Origin of the sequence: Pseudomonas sp. BIGb0278 (genome assembly GCF_024809895.1) — a bacterium.
In the GTDB taxonomy this organism is placed as follows: Bacteria; Pseudomonadota; Gammaproteobacteria; order Pseudomonadales; family Pseudomonadaceae; genus Aquipseudomonas; species Aquipseudomonas shirazensis.
In genome coordinates this window covers 318283-331922 of the sequence record NZ_JANUEL010000005.1, presented here as the reverse complement: position 1 = coordinate 331922, position 13640 = coordinate 318283, and the positions used below count along the sequence as shown (strand labels likewise).

11 protein-coding genes are annotated in these 13640 nt (G+C 60.3%); 8 read left to right on the top strand and 3 right to left on the bottom strand.

The window, feature by feature from the left end; all coding sequences use genetic code 11:
- Positions 1–241: 241 nt before the first annotated feature.
- From M2396_RS18580 to M2396_RS18565, 4 genes are all read left to right on the top strand, one after another.
- Complete coding sequence (locus M2396_RS18580; RefSeq protein WP_101322393.1) at positions 242–2164, top strand: PrkA family serine protein kinase; 1923 nt, start codon at positions 242–244, stop codon at positions 2162–2164.
- 129 nt (positions 2165–2293) lie between these two features.
- The gene (locus M2396_RS18575) at positions 2294–3568 is read left to right on the top strand and encodes a YeaH/YhbH family protein (RefSeq protein ID WP_101322394.1); all 1275 of its coding nucleotides are present in this window, start codon (positions 2294–2296) and stop codon (positions 3566–3568) included.
- Positions 3565–5133 carry a SpoVR family protein gene (locus tag M2396_RS18570; protein WP_259077193.1) on the top strand — a complete coding sequence of 523 codons (1569 nt, stop codon included), beginning with the start codon at positions 3565–3567 and terminating at the stop codon, positions 5131–5133. The genes M2396_RS18575 and M2396_RS18570 overlap by 4 nt, the downstream gene beginning before the upstream one ends.
- 58 nt (positions 5134–5191) lie before the next feature.
- Entirely contained in the window at positions 5192–6319 is a 1128-nt protein-coding gene (locus M2396_RS18565) for a multifunctional CCA addition/repair protein (protein WP_220632660.1), read from the top strand.
- Positions 6320–6338: 19 nt separating this feature from the next.
- On the opposite strand, the gene folK is transcribed toward M2396_RS18565, so the two are convergent.
- Positions 6339–6848, bottom strand: coding sequence for a 2-amino-4-hydroxy-6-hydroxymethyldihydropteridine diphosphokinase (gene folK / locus M2396_RS18560; RefSeq protein WP_150571167.1), 510 nt, complete (start codon positions 6846–6848; stop codon positions 6339–6341).
- A complete protein-coding gene (folB, locus tag M2396_RS18555) occupies positions 6839–7195 on the bottom strand; it encodes a dihydroneopterin aldolase (protein WP_101322398.1) in 357 nt (118 codons plus the stop codon). The genes folK and folB overlap by 10 nt, the downstream gene beginning before the upstream one ends.
- A 74-nt stretch (positions 7196–7269) precedes the next feature.
- On the opposite strand from folB, the gene plsY reads away from it, so the two are divergent.
- Entirely contained in the window at positions 7270–7839 is a 570-nt protein-coding gene (gene plsY / locus M2396_RS18550; protein WP_101322399.1) for a glycerol-3-phosphate 1-O-acyltransferase PlsY, read from the top strand.
- A 27-nt stretch (positions 7840–7866) separates the two neighbouring features.
- Here the strand turns inward: plsY and tsaD are convergent, their stop codons facing one another.
- Positions 7867–8892 carry a tRNA (adenosine(37)-N6)-threonylcarbamoyltransferase complex transferase subunit TsaD gene (gene tsaD / locus M2396_RS18545; protein WP_259077188.1) on the bottom strand — a complete coding sequence of 342 codons (1026 nt, stop codon included), beginning with the start codon at positions 8890–8892 and terminating at the stop codon, positions 7867–7869.
- A gap of 205 nt (positions 8893–9097) precedes the next feature.
- Between tsaD and rpsU the strand changes: the two genes are divergently transcribed.
- The 3 genes from rpsU to rpoD all read left to right on the top strand — a co-directional run bounded on the left by rpsU (position 9098) and on the right by rpoD (position 13509).
- Entirely contained in the window at positions 9098–9313 is a 216-nt protein-coding gene (rpsU, locus tag M2396_RS18540; protein WP_002551877.1) for a 30S ribosomal protein S21, read from the top strand.
- A 297-nt stretch (positions 9314–9610) separates the two neighbouring features.
- Positions 9611–11590, top strand: a complete 1980-nt coding sequence (gene dnaG, locus M2396_RS18535; protein ID WP_150571166.1) for a DNA primase — start codon at positions 9611–9613, stop codon at positions 11588–11590.
- 68 nt (positions 11591–11658) lie between these two features.
- The gene (gene rpoD, locus M2396_RS18530) at positions 11659–13509 is read left to right on the top strand and encodes an RNA polymerase sigma factor RpoD (RefSeq protein WP_101322402.1); all 1851 of its coding nucleotides are present in this window, start codon (positions 11659–11661) and stop codon (positions 13507–13509) included.
- The last annotated feature ends 131 nt before the right edge of the window (positions 13510–13640 follow it).

Sequence of the window (13640 nt, the reverse complement as noted above, 5' to 3'; positions counted from 1 at the left end):
CGCCAGACCTGACGAACGGTCGCGGCAAACTTCTCGGCCTAGCGCCCTTGCCCTTGCGCAGAACCAACTACTCTTAAGCTCAGGCCATCCAAAAAGGGGAGAGCCGGTACACCGGCGTGCGGGTCATCGGTAGCGCTTCAAGGGTGTTCTGGGGGGTACACAGCGGCCGGCGAAATCCGGCAGCTGCCAGCATCAACTGATTGATCCGGCGTCGGCTCCACGTATCGAGCGAGGTGACGTCATGAGTATTTTTAGCCACTTCCAACAACGTTTCGAGTCAACCCGTCAGGAAGAATTGACGCTGCAGGAATACCTGGAGCTGTGCAAGCAGGACCGCAGCGCGTATGCCTCGGCGGCCGAACGGCTGTTGCTGGCCATCGGTGAACCGGAGGTGATCGATACCTCCACCAACTCACGGCTGTCGCGCATCTTCTCCAACAAGGTGATCCGGCGCTATCCGGCCTTTGCCGACTTCCATGGCATGGAAGAGTGCATCGATCAGATAGTCTCCTACTTCCGCCATGCTGCGCAGGGTCTGGAAGAGAAGAAACAGATCCTTTATTTGCTCGGTCCGGTAGGTGGCGGTAAGTCGTCGCTGGCCGAGAAGCTCAAGCAACTGATCGAAAAAGTACCGTTCTATGCGATCAAGGGATCGCCGGTCTTCGAGTCGCCGCTGGGTCTGTTCAATGCGACAGAAGACGGCGCCATTCTCGAAGAAGACTTCGGCATCCCACGGCGTTATCTGAACACCATCATGTCGCCCTGGGCGACCAAGCGGCTGGCTGAGTTCGGGGGCGACATCAGCCAGTTCAAGGTGGTCAAGCTGTACCCGTCGATCCTCAATCAGATCGCCGTGGCCAAGACCGAACCCGGTGACGAAAACAACCAGGACATCTCGGCACTGGTCGGCAAGGTGGATATCCGCAAGCTCGAGGAATTCCCGCAGAACGACGCCGACGCCTACAGCTACTCGGGCGCATTGTGCCGGGCCAACCAGGGCCTGATGGAATTCGTCGAGATGTTCAAGGCGCCGATCAAGGTCCTGCACCCACTGCTGACAGCTACTCAGGAAGGTAACTACAACAGTACTGAAGGCCTGGGGGCGATCCCCTACTCCGGGATTCTGCTGGCTCACTCCAACGAATCGGAGTGGCACACCTTCCGTAACAACAAGAACAACGAAGCGTTCATCGACCGGATCTACATCGTCAAGGTGCCGTACTGCCTGCGCGTCAGTGACGAGATCAAAATTTACGACAAGCTGCTGTTCAACAGCTCGCTGGCCAAGGCGCATTGCGCGCCCGATACCTTGAAGATGCTGGCCCAGTTCACTGTGCTGTCGCGCCTCAAGGAGCCGGAAAACTCCAACATCTACTCGAAGATGCGCGTCTACGACGGCGAGAACCTAAAGGACACCGATCCAAAAGCCAAGTCGATCCAGGAGTACCGCGATTCGGCCGGTGTCGACGAGGGCATGAACGGTCTGTCGACCCGCTTCGCGTTCAAGATCCTGTCCAAGGTGTTCAACTTCGACGCCCACGAGGTAGCGGCCAACCCGGTGCACCTGCTGTATGTACTGGAGCAGCAGATCGAGCAGGAGCAATTCCCGGCCGAGGTGCGTGAACGCTATCTGCGCTTCCTCAAAGAGTACCTGGCACCGCGCTATATCGAGTTCATCGGCAAGGAAATCCAGACCGCCTACCTCGAGTCCTACAGCGAGTACGGCCAGAACATCTTCGACCGTTATGTGCTGTACGCAGACTTCTGGATTCAGGACCAGGAGTACCGCGACCCGGAAACCGGCGAAATCCTCAACCGGATTGCCCTCAACGAGGAGCTGGAGAAGATCGAGAAACCGGCCGGCATCAGCAATCCGAAGGACTTCCGCAACGAGATCGTCAACTTCGTGTTGCGTGCCCGCGCCAACAACAACGGCAAGAACCCAACCTGGCTCAGCTACGAAAAACTGCGGGTGGTGATCGAGAAGAAAATGTTCTCCAACACCGAGGACCTGCTGCCGGTCATCAGCTTCAACGCCAAGGCCAGCAAAGAGGACCAGCAGAAGCACAACGACTTCGTCACCCGGATGGTGGAGCGTGGCTACACCGACAAGCAGGTGCGCCTGCTTTCGGAATGGTACCTGCGGGTCAGGAAATCGCAGTAAGCGGCTAGCTAGACGGCCCAGACCGCACGCTGTGCAGCGCACCGTTTCGACGCTGCGCCACAGCCTGCGGTACTGGTGGTGGCTGTTTCGTGCAGCGTCAAGCCTGCAGCTGTTGTCAGCGGAGAGACCATGAGCTACGTAATCGACCGACGCCTGAACGGCAAGAACAAGAGCACGGTCAACCGCCAGCGTTTTCTGCGCCGGTACCGTGACCACATCAAGAAGGCCGTCGAAGAGGCGGTGAGTCGTCGTTCCATCATGGACATGGAGCACGGCGAGCAGATCAGCATCCCCGGGCGTGATATCGACGAACCGGTGCTTCATCATGGCCGCGGCGGCAAGCAGACCGTGGTCCATCCAGGCAACAAGGAATTCACCGCCGGTGAACACATCGCGCGGCCGCAAGGTGGCGCCGGCGGTGGCGGCGGACGTGGCAAAGCGGGTAATTCCGGCGACGGCATGGACGACTTCGTATTCCAGATCACTCAGGAAGAGTTTCTCGAGTTCATGTTCGAGGACCTCGAGCTGCCCAACCTGGTCAAACGCCAGCTGACCGGCACCGAGACTTACAAGACCGTCCGCGCCGGGATCAGCAACGAAGGCAACCCCGCACGCATCAACATCATCCGCACCCTGCGCTCGGCCCATGCCCGGCGCATCGCCCTGACCGGCAGCAGCCGCGCCCTGTTGCGTGAGGCCAAGGCGGAGCTGGCACGACTGAAAGTCGAAGAACCAGACAATTTCACCGATATCCAGGCAGTCGAAGCCGAAATCCAGCGGTTGAGCGCGCGGATCAACCGCCTGCCCTTCCTCGACACCTTTGACCTCAAGTACAACCTGCTGGTGAAGCAACCCAGTCCCAGCTCCAAGGCGGTGATGTTCTGCCTGATGGACGTGTCCGGCTCGATGACCCAGGCCACCAAGGACATCGCCAAGCGCTTCTTCATCCTGTTGTATCTGTTTCTCAAGCGTAACTACGACCGCATCGACGTAGTGTTCATACGTCACCACACCAGTGCCCGCGAAGTCGACGAAGAAGAGTTCTTCTATTCGCGCGAAACCGGCGGCACCATCGTCTCCAGTGCGCTCAAACTGATGCAGGAGATCATGGCCGAACGTTATCCGACCAACGACTGGAACATCTACGCCGCGCAAGCTTCGGACGGGGACAACTGGAACGACGATTCGCCGATCTGCCGCGAGATCCTCTCCAAGCAGATCATGCCGCATGTGCAGTACTACACTTACGTTGAAATTACCCCACGTGAGCACCAGGCGCTGTGGTACGAGTACGAGCGCATCGGCGATTCGTTCCCGGATACCTTTGCCCAGCAGCAGTTGGTCTCGGCCGGTGATATCTATCCGGTCTTCCGTGAACTCTTCCAGCGTAGGTTAGCCACATGACCGCCAGAGCACAGAGACGCCAACCGATTTCCACCGGGTCCGAGTGGACGTTCGACCTGATCCAGACCTACGACCGCGAAATCGGTCGGCTGGCCGAGCGTTACGCGCTGGACACTTACCCCAACCAGATCGAGGTCATCACTGCCGAGCAGATGATGGATGCCTATGCCTCGATCGGCATGCCGCTCGGTTACCACCACTGGTCCTACGGCAAGCAGTTCCTCAGCACCGAGAAGTCCTACAGCCGGGGGCAGATGGGCCTCGCTTACGAGATCGTGATCAACTCCGACCCGTGCATCGCCTACCTGATGGAAGAAAACACCATGTGCATGCAGGCACTGGTGATTGCTCACGCCTGCTACGGCCACAACAGCTTCTTCAAGGGCAACTACCTGTTCCGCACCTGGACCGATGCCAGCTCGATCATCGATTACCTGGTGTTCGCCAAGCAGTACATCGCCCAGTGTGAAGAGCGCCATGGCATCGACGCAGTGGAGGACCTGATCGACTCCTGCCACGCCTTGATGAATTACGGCGTGGACCGCTACAAACGCCCCTACCCGATTTCCGCCGAGGAAGAGCGCCGCCGGCAAAAGGACCGTGAAGAACACCTGCAACGCCAGATCAACGACTTGTGGCGGACCATCCCCAAAGGCGCCGACAAGGGCAACGACCGCGACGACGCGCGCTTCCCGGCCGAACCGCAGGAGAACATCCTCTATTTCATCGAGAAACACGCCCCATTGCTTGAGCCTTGGCAGCGTGAAGTGGTGCGCATCGTGCGCAAGATTGCCCAGTACTTCTATCCACAGCGCCAGACCCAGGTGATGAACGAAGGCTGGGCAACCTTCTGGCACTACACCTTGATGAATGACCTCTACGACGAAGGCCTGGTTACTGAAGGCTTCATGATGGAGTTTTTGCAGTCGCACACCAGCGTGGTGTTCCAGCCCGGCTTCGACAGCCCGTACTACAATGGCATCAACCCCTACGCCCTGGGCTTTGCCATGTACGTCGATATTCGGCGTATGTGTGAACACCCAACCGACGAAGATCGCCGCTGGTTCCCTGAAATTGCCGGCAGCGATTGGTTGTCTACCATCAAGTTCGCCATGAGCAGTTTCAAGGATGAGAGCTTCATTCTGCAGTACCTGTCACCCAAGGTAATCCGCGACCTGAAGCTGTTCAGCATCCTTGACGACGACCAGCGTGATGACCTGCTGGTGCCTGCAATCCACGACGAAGACGGCTACCGCACCATCCGCGAACAACTGGCATCGCAGTACAACCTTGGCAACCGCGAACCGAACGTGCAGATCTGGAGCATCGACCGCCGCGGCGACCGCTCGCTGACCCTGCGCCACCAGCAGCACAACCGCAAACCATTGGGCGACTCCACCGAAGAAGTCCTCAAGCACCTGCACCGTTTGTGGGGCTTCGATATCCATCTGGAAACCGTGCAAGGTGACCAGATCATGAAGACCCATCACATGCCGCCACGGGGCGAACACGGCGACCCCGGCGACTACGGCCGGATGGACCTGGCGGTGATCCACCACCTCTAGCCCAGCCACCGCCATTGCTGTCGACAGGGTATCCTGTCGCCAGCAATGGAGGTTCTACATGCAGATTTACAAAGTCGGCGGCGCCGTGCGCGACCGCCTGCTCGGCTTGCCGGTAAGCGATGTCGACTGGCTGGTGGTGGGTGCAACGGTCGAGCAGATGCAAGCGCTGGGCTATCGCCCGGTCGGTGCTGATTTCCCGGTCTTTATCCACCCGAAAACCGGCGAGGAGTACGCACTTGCGCGCACCGAACGCAAGAGCGGACGCGGCTATGGCGGCTTTACCTTTCACGCCAGCCCCGAAGTTACGCTCGAAGAAGACCTGATCCGTCGCGATCTGACCATCAATGCCATGGCCGAAGACCTGCAGGGCAACCTATACGATCCCTACAACGGCCAGAGTGACCTCGAACAGCGCATCCTGCGCCATGTATCTCCGGCGTTCGCCGAAGATCCCCTGCGCGTGCTGCGGGTTGCGCGGTTCGCTGCGCGCTATGCCGCTTTGGGCTTCACGGTGGCCGCCCAGACGCTTGAGCTGATGCGCCAGATCACCGAGTCCGGTGAACTGCAGGCGCTGACTGCCGAACGCAGCTGGAAGGAGATCGAACGGGCCCTGATGGAAGATCAGCCACAGGTATTCATTGAAGTGCTGCGGGCCTGCGGCGCGCTCAAAGAGCTGCTACCCGAGCTGGATTCGCTGTTTGCCACGCCAGGTGAACGCGGCCAGGCCACCTTGGCCGTGTTGGCCCACGCCGCAGCCCATGAACAGCCACTGCACGTACGCTGGGCCTGCCTGACCCATGATCTGGGTGCAGCCATCAAAGCCGTCGGCCAGCGTTTCAAGGCACCTCGTGAATGCCAGGAACTCGCCTGCCTGGTAGGCGAATGGCAGCATCACTACCAGCAGGCAGCAGCGCTGGATGCCAGCACGTTGCTGAATATTTTGCAGAAGTTCGACGTCTATCGCCGTCCGCAGCGCCTGGAAGACTTCATTGCAGTCTGCGAGATGATTGCCCATGGACACTCGCTGCATGACTGCTCGCAGAGTGCCTACCTGCGCGGGGCAGCTGCAGCCGCGAAAGCCGTAGAAGTGAAAGATCTGGTCCAGCAAGGCCTGACCGGGCAAGCGCTGGGCGAGGCGGTCAAAGCCCAGCGATTGTCGGCACTGGAAGCCTATACCCAGCGCTGAATGCCGCTGTGACTGCGGCTCAGGTCCGGGTCAACTGCAAGCCGCGCCATTCAAACGGCACGGGTGCCAATATCTGATCGATGTTGGCATCCTGCCACAGCTGGGCCATACGCTTGCCCTCACCGGGATGGACCAGCTGCGGCGCGATCTGCGACAACGGCAGCAGCACAAAGGCGTTTTTCAGAATCTCCGCCCGCGGCAATTCCAGGCCATCGAAGCTACCGTGCAGATCGTCATACATCAGCACATCGATATCCAGCGGCAAGCCCTTGCGCTCAGGCGCGTAGCGGCCGTTTTCCGCCTCGATCAACTTCAGCCGACGGTCCAGCTCGAGCAGCGGCAGGTCGGTTTGCCCGGTCACCACCAGGTTGTAGAACGGACCACTCTTGATCCCCACCGCCTGGCTTTCGAATACTGCCGAGCAACGCATGTCGCCGAGAAAGCTGGCCAGCGCGTCGAGCCCCGCACACAAGTGCCGCTCGCGCTCAACATTGCTGCCCAGCCCCAGATATACCGTGCTCAGAGACATCCGCGCTCGATCTCCACGCCAACACCACCACGGGCCGCCGGCACCGCGCCCGGCTTGGTCAGTTTCAGGCGTATCCAGGGGATATTGAATTCGGCCATCAACAGCGCGACCAGGCGCTCGGCGAAGGTTTCTACCAGTTCGAACCGCGCCTGTTCGGCAAAGGCCTGAATGCGCGCCGTGATGGTGGCGTAGCACAGGGCCAGGTTGAGGTCGTCAGTGGCGGCCGCGGGGCGGTTGTCCCACGCCAGACTCAGGTCCAGGCGCAGGCACTGGCGAATCTCCCGCTCCCAGTCGTAGGCGCCGATTACCGTATCGACTTCCAGGCCTTCGATGAACACTCTGTCCAAGCACTTCTCTCCACAGCACGACAAGGGCGACTGGCGCCGTTAGAATCAAGGCGTCCTCGCCCGGAATAGTTAGCATGTTTTGGTTATTGGCGATGCTCGCCTACCTGCTTGGCTCGCTGTCCTTTGCCATTGTTCTGAGCCGCCTCAGCGGTAACCCCGACCCTCGCTCAAGCGGTTCGGGCAATGCCGGGGCGACCAACATGCTGCGCCTGGCTGGGCGCAAGATGGCGATCCTGACCCTGCTGGGCGACCTGTGCAAGGGCATCGTGCCCGTGCTGCTGGCCGAGCAAGCCGGGCTGGGCCTGCAACAGCAAGCCTGGATCGGCCTGTGCGCGGTCATCGGCCACCTGTTCCCGGTGTACTTTCGCTTCCGTGGCGGCAAGGGCGTAGCCACTGCCGCCGGCGTGCTCCTGGCCCTTTACATTCCAGCTGCCTTGCTGGCTATCACGGCCTGGCTGATGACCTTCTACCTGACCCGCACCAGCTCGCTCGCCGCATTGATCGCCACTCCGCTGACCCTGCCATTGCTGGCCTGGCGCGAGCCGGCGGCGCTGCTGCCGATGAGTGTGCTGACGCTACTCATCGTCTGGCGCCATCGGCGCAACCTGCGCGACCTGTTCGCTGGCCGCGAACGGCATTTCTGACGCCGCCCCAACCCTTAAAAAAACCGATCAGATCGGCGGCAACTGCTCCATCGGCCAGCGCGCCTGCACGCTGATCGCTAGATCCTGCTGCTGCCCGGCCAGCAAACGCTGACAACCGGCATAGGCGATCATCGCGCCGTTGTCAGTGCAAAAGCGCGGACGCGCGTAGTAAACATTGCCCTTGATCGTTGCCAGCATGCCTTCCAGCGATGCGCGCAACGCGCTATTGGCACTGACCCCGCCGGCAATCACCAGGCGCTTGAGGCCGGTCTGCTGCAGGGCGCGCTTGCACTTGATGGTCAGAGTGTCGACTACCGCCTGCTGGAACGCCAGCGACACGTCGCAACGGGTTTGCTCGGTGTCGTCACCGGCATCACGGCACTTGTTCCAGGTGTTCAGCGCTGAGGTCTTGAGGCCACTGAAGCTGAATTCCAGCCCAGGGCGGTCGGTCATCGGCCGCGGGAACGTGAAGCGCCCCGGCACACCCTGCTCGGCCAGGCGGGCAATTTCCGGACCGCCGGGGTAATTCAGGCCGATCAGCTTGGCAGTCTTGTCGAAGGCCTCGCCGGCGGCATCGTCCAGGCTCTCGCCGAGCAACTGGTACTGGCCGATGCCATCGACCCGAACCAGCTGCGTATGGCCGCCGGACACCAATAAAGCGACGAACGGGAACTGCGGCGGCTGCTCTTCGAGCATCGGCGCGAGCAGGTGACCCTCCATGTGATGCACGCCGATTGCCGGGATATCCCAGGCAAATGCCATCGACTGCGCGCAGGAGGCGCCCACCAGCAGCGCGCCGACCAGGCCCGGGCCTGCGGTGTAGGCGATTGCGTCGATATCGCTGGCCACTGCGCCGGCATCCGCCAGTACTTCGCGGATCAACGGCAGCATGCGCTTGACGTGATCGCGCGAGGCGAGCTCGGGCACAACGCCGCCGTAGGCGCGGTGCAGGTCGATTTGACTGAACAGTGCATCAGCGAGCAAACCGCGTTCACTGTCGTATAATGCGACGCCGGTTTCATCGCAGGATGTTTCCAATCCCAGTACTAGCATGGGTCTGTGCCTTGTTTAGGCTGAATTCGAAGGCGCGCATGATAGTCCCCGTGCCCAGTGCCGACCAGCGGTTTTCGATCAGAGGCTTTGCATTCCGGTCAGCTTAGCGTTAACATCCGCAACCCTTGAAAACCGACGTTCTCCAGCGCATCTTTATTTTTGTCAGGAGCACGTCTACCCCGGTAACGAACGAAGGTAGCCCTGGATGCCAGCCGTCAAAGTAAAAGAGAACGAACCCTTCGACGTAGCTCTGCGTCGTTTTAAGCGCTCCTGCGAAAAAGCCGGTGTACTGGCTGAAGTGCGTAGCCGCGAGTTTTACGAAAAGCCAACTTCCGAGCGTAAGCGCAAGGCTGCTGCTGCAGTCAAGCGTCACGCGAAGAAAGTGCAGCGCGAACAGCGCCGCGCCGTTCGCCTGTACTAATACAGACGTTCGTCGCAAAGCTTCTGCCCTGCCCGGCTAACCCCGGGCAGTTGGCAGCAGCAGCTTCAAACCTCAGGCGCGAGCCCGAGGCGCCAGCTACCTAGAGCAGCCGGCAACCGTAACACACGTCAGAACTGGTCCTCGCGACCAGGCGTGCCGTCCCTGTCTGACGAGCCCTTGTGGCTGGCGACGCGCACACTCCCCTCGCTTGACCCTCACTGCATCGCACCGCACCCATCATTCCCGCACCCTTGCGTTAGCGATTAGACTTGCCGACTGCACGATGACGAGACTGCCATGGCCGGGCTGATTCCCCAGAGCTTTATTGACGACCTGCTTAACCGCACCGACATAGTCGACGTGGTGAGTTCGCGCGTCCAGCTGAAAAAAACCGGCAAGAACTACTCCGCCTGCTGCCCGTTCCACAAAGAAAAATCGCCGTCGTTCACGGTCAGCCCCGACAAGCAGTTCTATTACTGCTTCGGCTGCGGCGCCGGCGGTAACGCGCTCGGCTTCGTCATGGACCACGACAACCTGGACTTCCCCCAGGCCGTCGAAGACCTCGCCCGCAGTGCCGGCATGGAAGTCCCCCGCGAAGAAGGCCGGCGTGGCAACAAGCCACGTCAACCGACCGACTCGCCGCTGTACCCTTTGCTGGAAGCTGCCGCCGAATACTACCGCCAGGCGCTGCGCAGCCATCAGACGCGCAAGGCGGCCGTTGATTACCTAAAGGGTCGTGGCCTGTCCGGCGAAATCGCCCGTGATTTCAGCCTGGGCTTCGCCCCGCCCGGCTGGGACAACCTGATGAAGCACCTGGGTGCCGACAGCCTGCAGCAAAAGGTCATGATCGATGCCGGCCTGCTGATCGAGAATGCCGAGAGTGGCAAGCGCTACGACCGCTTCCGCGACCGGGTGATGTTCCCGATCCGCGACAGCCGTGGCCGGATCATCGCCTTTGGCGGCCGCGTGCTGGGTGACGACAAGCCCAAGTACCTGAACTCGCCGGAGACCCCGGTATTTCACAAAGGCCAGGAGCTGTACGGCCTGTATGAAGCGCGCAAGCACAACCGCAGCCTCGACGAAATCATCGTCGTCGAAGGCTACATGGATGTCATCGCCCTGGCTCAGCAAGGCCTGCGCAATGCCGTAGCGACCCTCGGCACTGCCACCAGCGAAGAGCACCTCAAGCGCCTGTTCCGGGTAGTGCCCAGCGTGCTGTTCTGCTTTGACGGCGATCAGGCCGGTCGCAAGGCAGCCTGGCGTGCACTGGAGTCGACGCTGTCGAGCCTGCAGGACGGTCGCCGCGCACGCTTTCTGTTCCTGCCCGAAGGCGAAGACCCGGACAGCCTGGTCCGTGCCGAAGGCACCGACGCGTTCCGCGCACGCATCATTCAGCACGCACAACCGCTGGCGGATTACTTTTTCGAGCAATTGAGCAACGAAGCCGATCCTCGCTCACTGGAAGGCAAGGCGCACATGGCGACCCTGGCTGCACCGCTGATCGAAAAAGTCCCCGGCGCCAACCTGCGCCAATTGATGCGCAACCGCCTCAAGGAAATCACCGGGCTGGATACTCAGCAGGTCGAGCAACTGACGCAGAACGCGCCAGCGGCCAGCGTGCCCGATTACGACCCAGGCTTCGACTACGACGCCATGGCCAGCTACACCCCCGACTATGCCGACGCGCACCAGCCCGACTACGGCGCGCAGCAAGAGCAGCGGCCATGGACGCCGAACAAAGGTGCCGGCAAAAAGCAGTGGGAGAAAAAACCTTGGGACAAGAAAGGCGGCAAACCCTGGCAACGGGATGGCCAGCGCGAGGCGCCGCCACGGGTGCCGGCGCCGGTCGAACCGCCAACGCTGTCGGCCTTGCGCACCCTGCTGCATTACCCGCTGCTGGCTGGCAAGGTCGAAGACGCCAGCCATTTCGCCGATGAAGAGCATGTGTACAACCAGCTGCTGATTTCGCTGATCGAAGCTGCACAGAAGAATCCTAAGCTAAGCTCAATGCAACTGATTGCACGCTGGCACGGCACTGACCAGGGGCGTTTATTGCGCGCCTTAGCAGAAAAGGAATGGCTGATCGATGCCGATAACCTTGAACAACAGTTTTTCGACACCATTACTAGCTTATCCGCCCGCCAACGCGAGCGCAGCCTGGAACATCTGATGCGCAAAGCGCGTCAAAGTGACTTGAGTCCAGAGGAAAAATCTCAGCTTTTGGCCCTGCTGAGCCGCAAAGTTCCTGCACAAAACCCGACCTCATCTGGCGCGTGAGGCCCTTATTCGGGTATAATCCTCGGCTTGTTTTTTTGCCCGCCAAGACCTTCAGTGGATAGGGTGTTATGTCCGGAAAAGCGCAACAGCAATCTCGTATCAAAGAGTTGATCACCCGCGGTCGTGAGCAGGGCTACCTGACTTACGCGGAGGTCAACGACCATCTGCCTGAGGATATTTCAGATCCAGAGCAGGTGGAAGACATCATCCGCATGATCAACGACATGGGGATCAACGTATTCGAGACTGCTCCGGATGCGGATGCCCTGTTGTTGGCGGAAGCCGACACTGATGAGGCCGCAGCCGAAGAAGCCGCCGCAGCACTGGCTGCTGTCGAGACCGATATCGGCCGCACGACCGACCCGGTGCGCATGTACATGCGCGAAATGGGTACTGTCGAGCTGCTGACCCGCGAAGGCGAGATCGAAATCGCCAAGCGGATCGAGGAAGGCATTCGTGAGGTCATGGGGGCTATCTCCCATTTCCCGGGTACTGTCGACTACATCCTCGGCGAATACACCCGCGTCACCACCGAAGGTGGTCGCCTGTCCGACGTATTCAGCGGTTACATCGACCCTGACGACAATATCGCCACGCCGTCCGAAGAAGCCCCGCAGCTAGGCGCCAAAAACGCCGCTGCAGCCAAGGACGACGAGGAAGAGGACGAAGAGAAAGACGACAGCGAGGAAGAGGAAGAGACCGAGAGCGGTCCCGACCCAGTCCTCGCCCAGCAGCGCTTCGGCGCCGTGTCCGATCAGCTCGCGATTACCCTCAAAGTGCTCAAGAAGCACGGTCGCAGCCATGCCGAAAGCATTGGCGCGATGCAGGTTCTGGCCGAGCTGTTCATGCCGATCAAGCTGGTGCCCAAGCAGTTCGAGGTGCTCGTCGAGCGCGTTCGTGGTGCCTTGGACCGTCTGCGTCAGCAAGAACGCGCAATCATGCAGCTGTGCGTACGTGATGCGCGCATGCCGCGTGCCGACTTCCTGCGCCTGTTCCCGGGCAACGAAGTCGACCAGACCTGGAGCGGTGACCTCTCCAAGCGCAGCACCAAGTGGGCTGCAGCGCTGGGCGAAAAGAACGATGCCATCGTCGCCTGCCAGCAGAAGCTGGTAGACCTTGAAAACGAAACCGGTCTGACCGTTGCCGAAATCAAGGACATCAACCGTCGCATGTCGATCGGCGAGGCCAAGGCCCGTCGCGCCAAGAAAGAGATGGTCGAGGCCAACCTGCGTCTGGTGATTTCGATCGCCAAGAAGTACACCAACCGTGGCCTGCAATTCCTCGATCTGATCCAGGAAGGCAACATCGGCTTGATGAAGGCGGTCGACAAGTTCGAATACCGTCGTGGTTACAAGTTCTCGACGTACGCCACTTGGTGGATTCGTCAGGCCATTACCCGCTCGATCGCCGACCAGGCACGCACCATCCGTATTCCGGTGCATATGATCGAGACGATCAACAAGCTCAACCGTATTTCCCGGCAGATGCTGCAGGAAATGGGTCGCGAACCGACCCCGGAAGAGCTTGGCGAGCGTATGGAGATGCCTGAGGACAAGATCCGCAAGGTGCTGAAAATCGCCAAAGAGCCAATCTCCATGGAGACGCCGATTGGTGATGACGAAGATTCGCACCTGGGTGACTTCATCGAAGACTCGACCATGCAGTCGCCAATCGATGTAGCTACCGTCGAGAGCCTCAAGGAAGCGACTCGTGATGTTCTGGGCGGCCTGACCGCACGCGAAGCCAAAGTGCTGCGCATGCGTTTCGGTATCGACATGAACACCGACCACACCCTTGAAGAGGTCGGCAAACAATTCGACGTAACCCGTGAGCGGATTCGTCAGATTGAAGCCAAGGCGCTGCGCAAGTTGCGCCACCCGACCAGAAGCGAGCATCTACGCTCCTTCCTCGACGAGTGATGACAAACCCCGGCCCAGGCCGGGGTTTTTCTTGGCCATCGAAAAAGTGCCAGCACTGACCGCGCAGTTGTCGGGGCAATCCCGCCAGCTGTTGAATTCCTGCCGAAGTTAATCGTCTTACCCTCACACCC

Coding starts and splice junctions, on each gene's coding strand:
- M2396_RS18580 (WP_101322393.1), top strand. CDS start 242: ATGAGTATTTTTAGCCACTTCCAACAACGTTTCGAGTCAACCCGTCAG.
- M2396_RS18575 (WP_101322394.1), top strand. CDS start 2,294: ATGAGCTACGTAATCGACCGACGCCTGAACGGCAAGAACAAGAGCACG.
- M2396_RS18570 (WP_259077193.1), top strand. CDS start 3,565: ATGACCGCCAGAGCACAGAGACGCCAACCGATTTCCACCGGGTCCGAG.
- M2396_RS18565 (WP_220632660.1), top strand. CDS start 5,192: ATGCAGATTTACAAAGTCGGCGGCGCCGTGCGCGACCGCCTGCTCGGC.
- folK (WP_150571167.1), bottom strand. CDS start 6,848: ATGTCTCTGAGCACGGTATATCTGGGGCTGGGCAGCAATGTTGAGCGC.
- plsY (WP_101322399.1), top strand. CDS start 7,270: ATGTTTTGGTTATTGGCGATGCTCGCCTACCTGCTTGGCTCGCTGTCC.
- tsaD (WP_259077188.1), bottom strand. CDS start 8,892: ATGCTAGTACTGGGATTGGAAACATCCTGCGATGAAACCGGCGTCGCA.
- rpsU (WP_002551877.1), top strand. CDS start 9,098: ATGCCAGCCGTCAAAGTAAAAGAGAACGAACCCTTCGACGTAGCTCTG.
- dnaG (WP_150571166.1), top strand. CDS start 9,611: ATGGCCGGGCTGATTCCCCAGAGCTTTATTGACGACCTGCTTAACCGC.
- rpoD (WP_101322402.1), top strand. CDS start 11,659: ATGTCCGGAAAAGCGCAACAGCAATCTCGTATCAAAGAGTTGATCACC.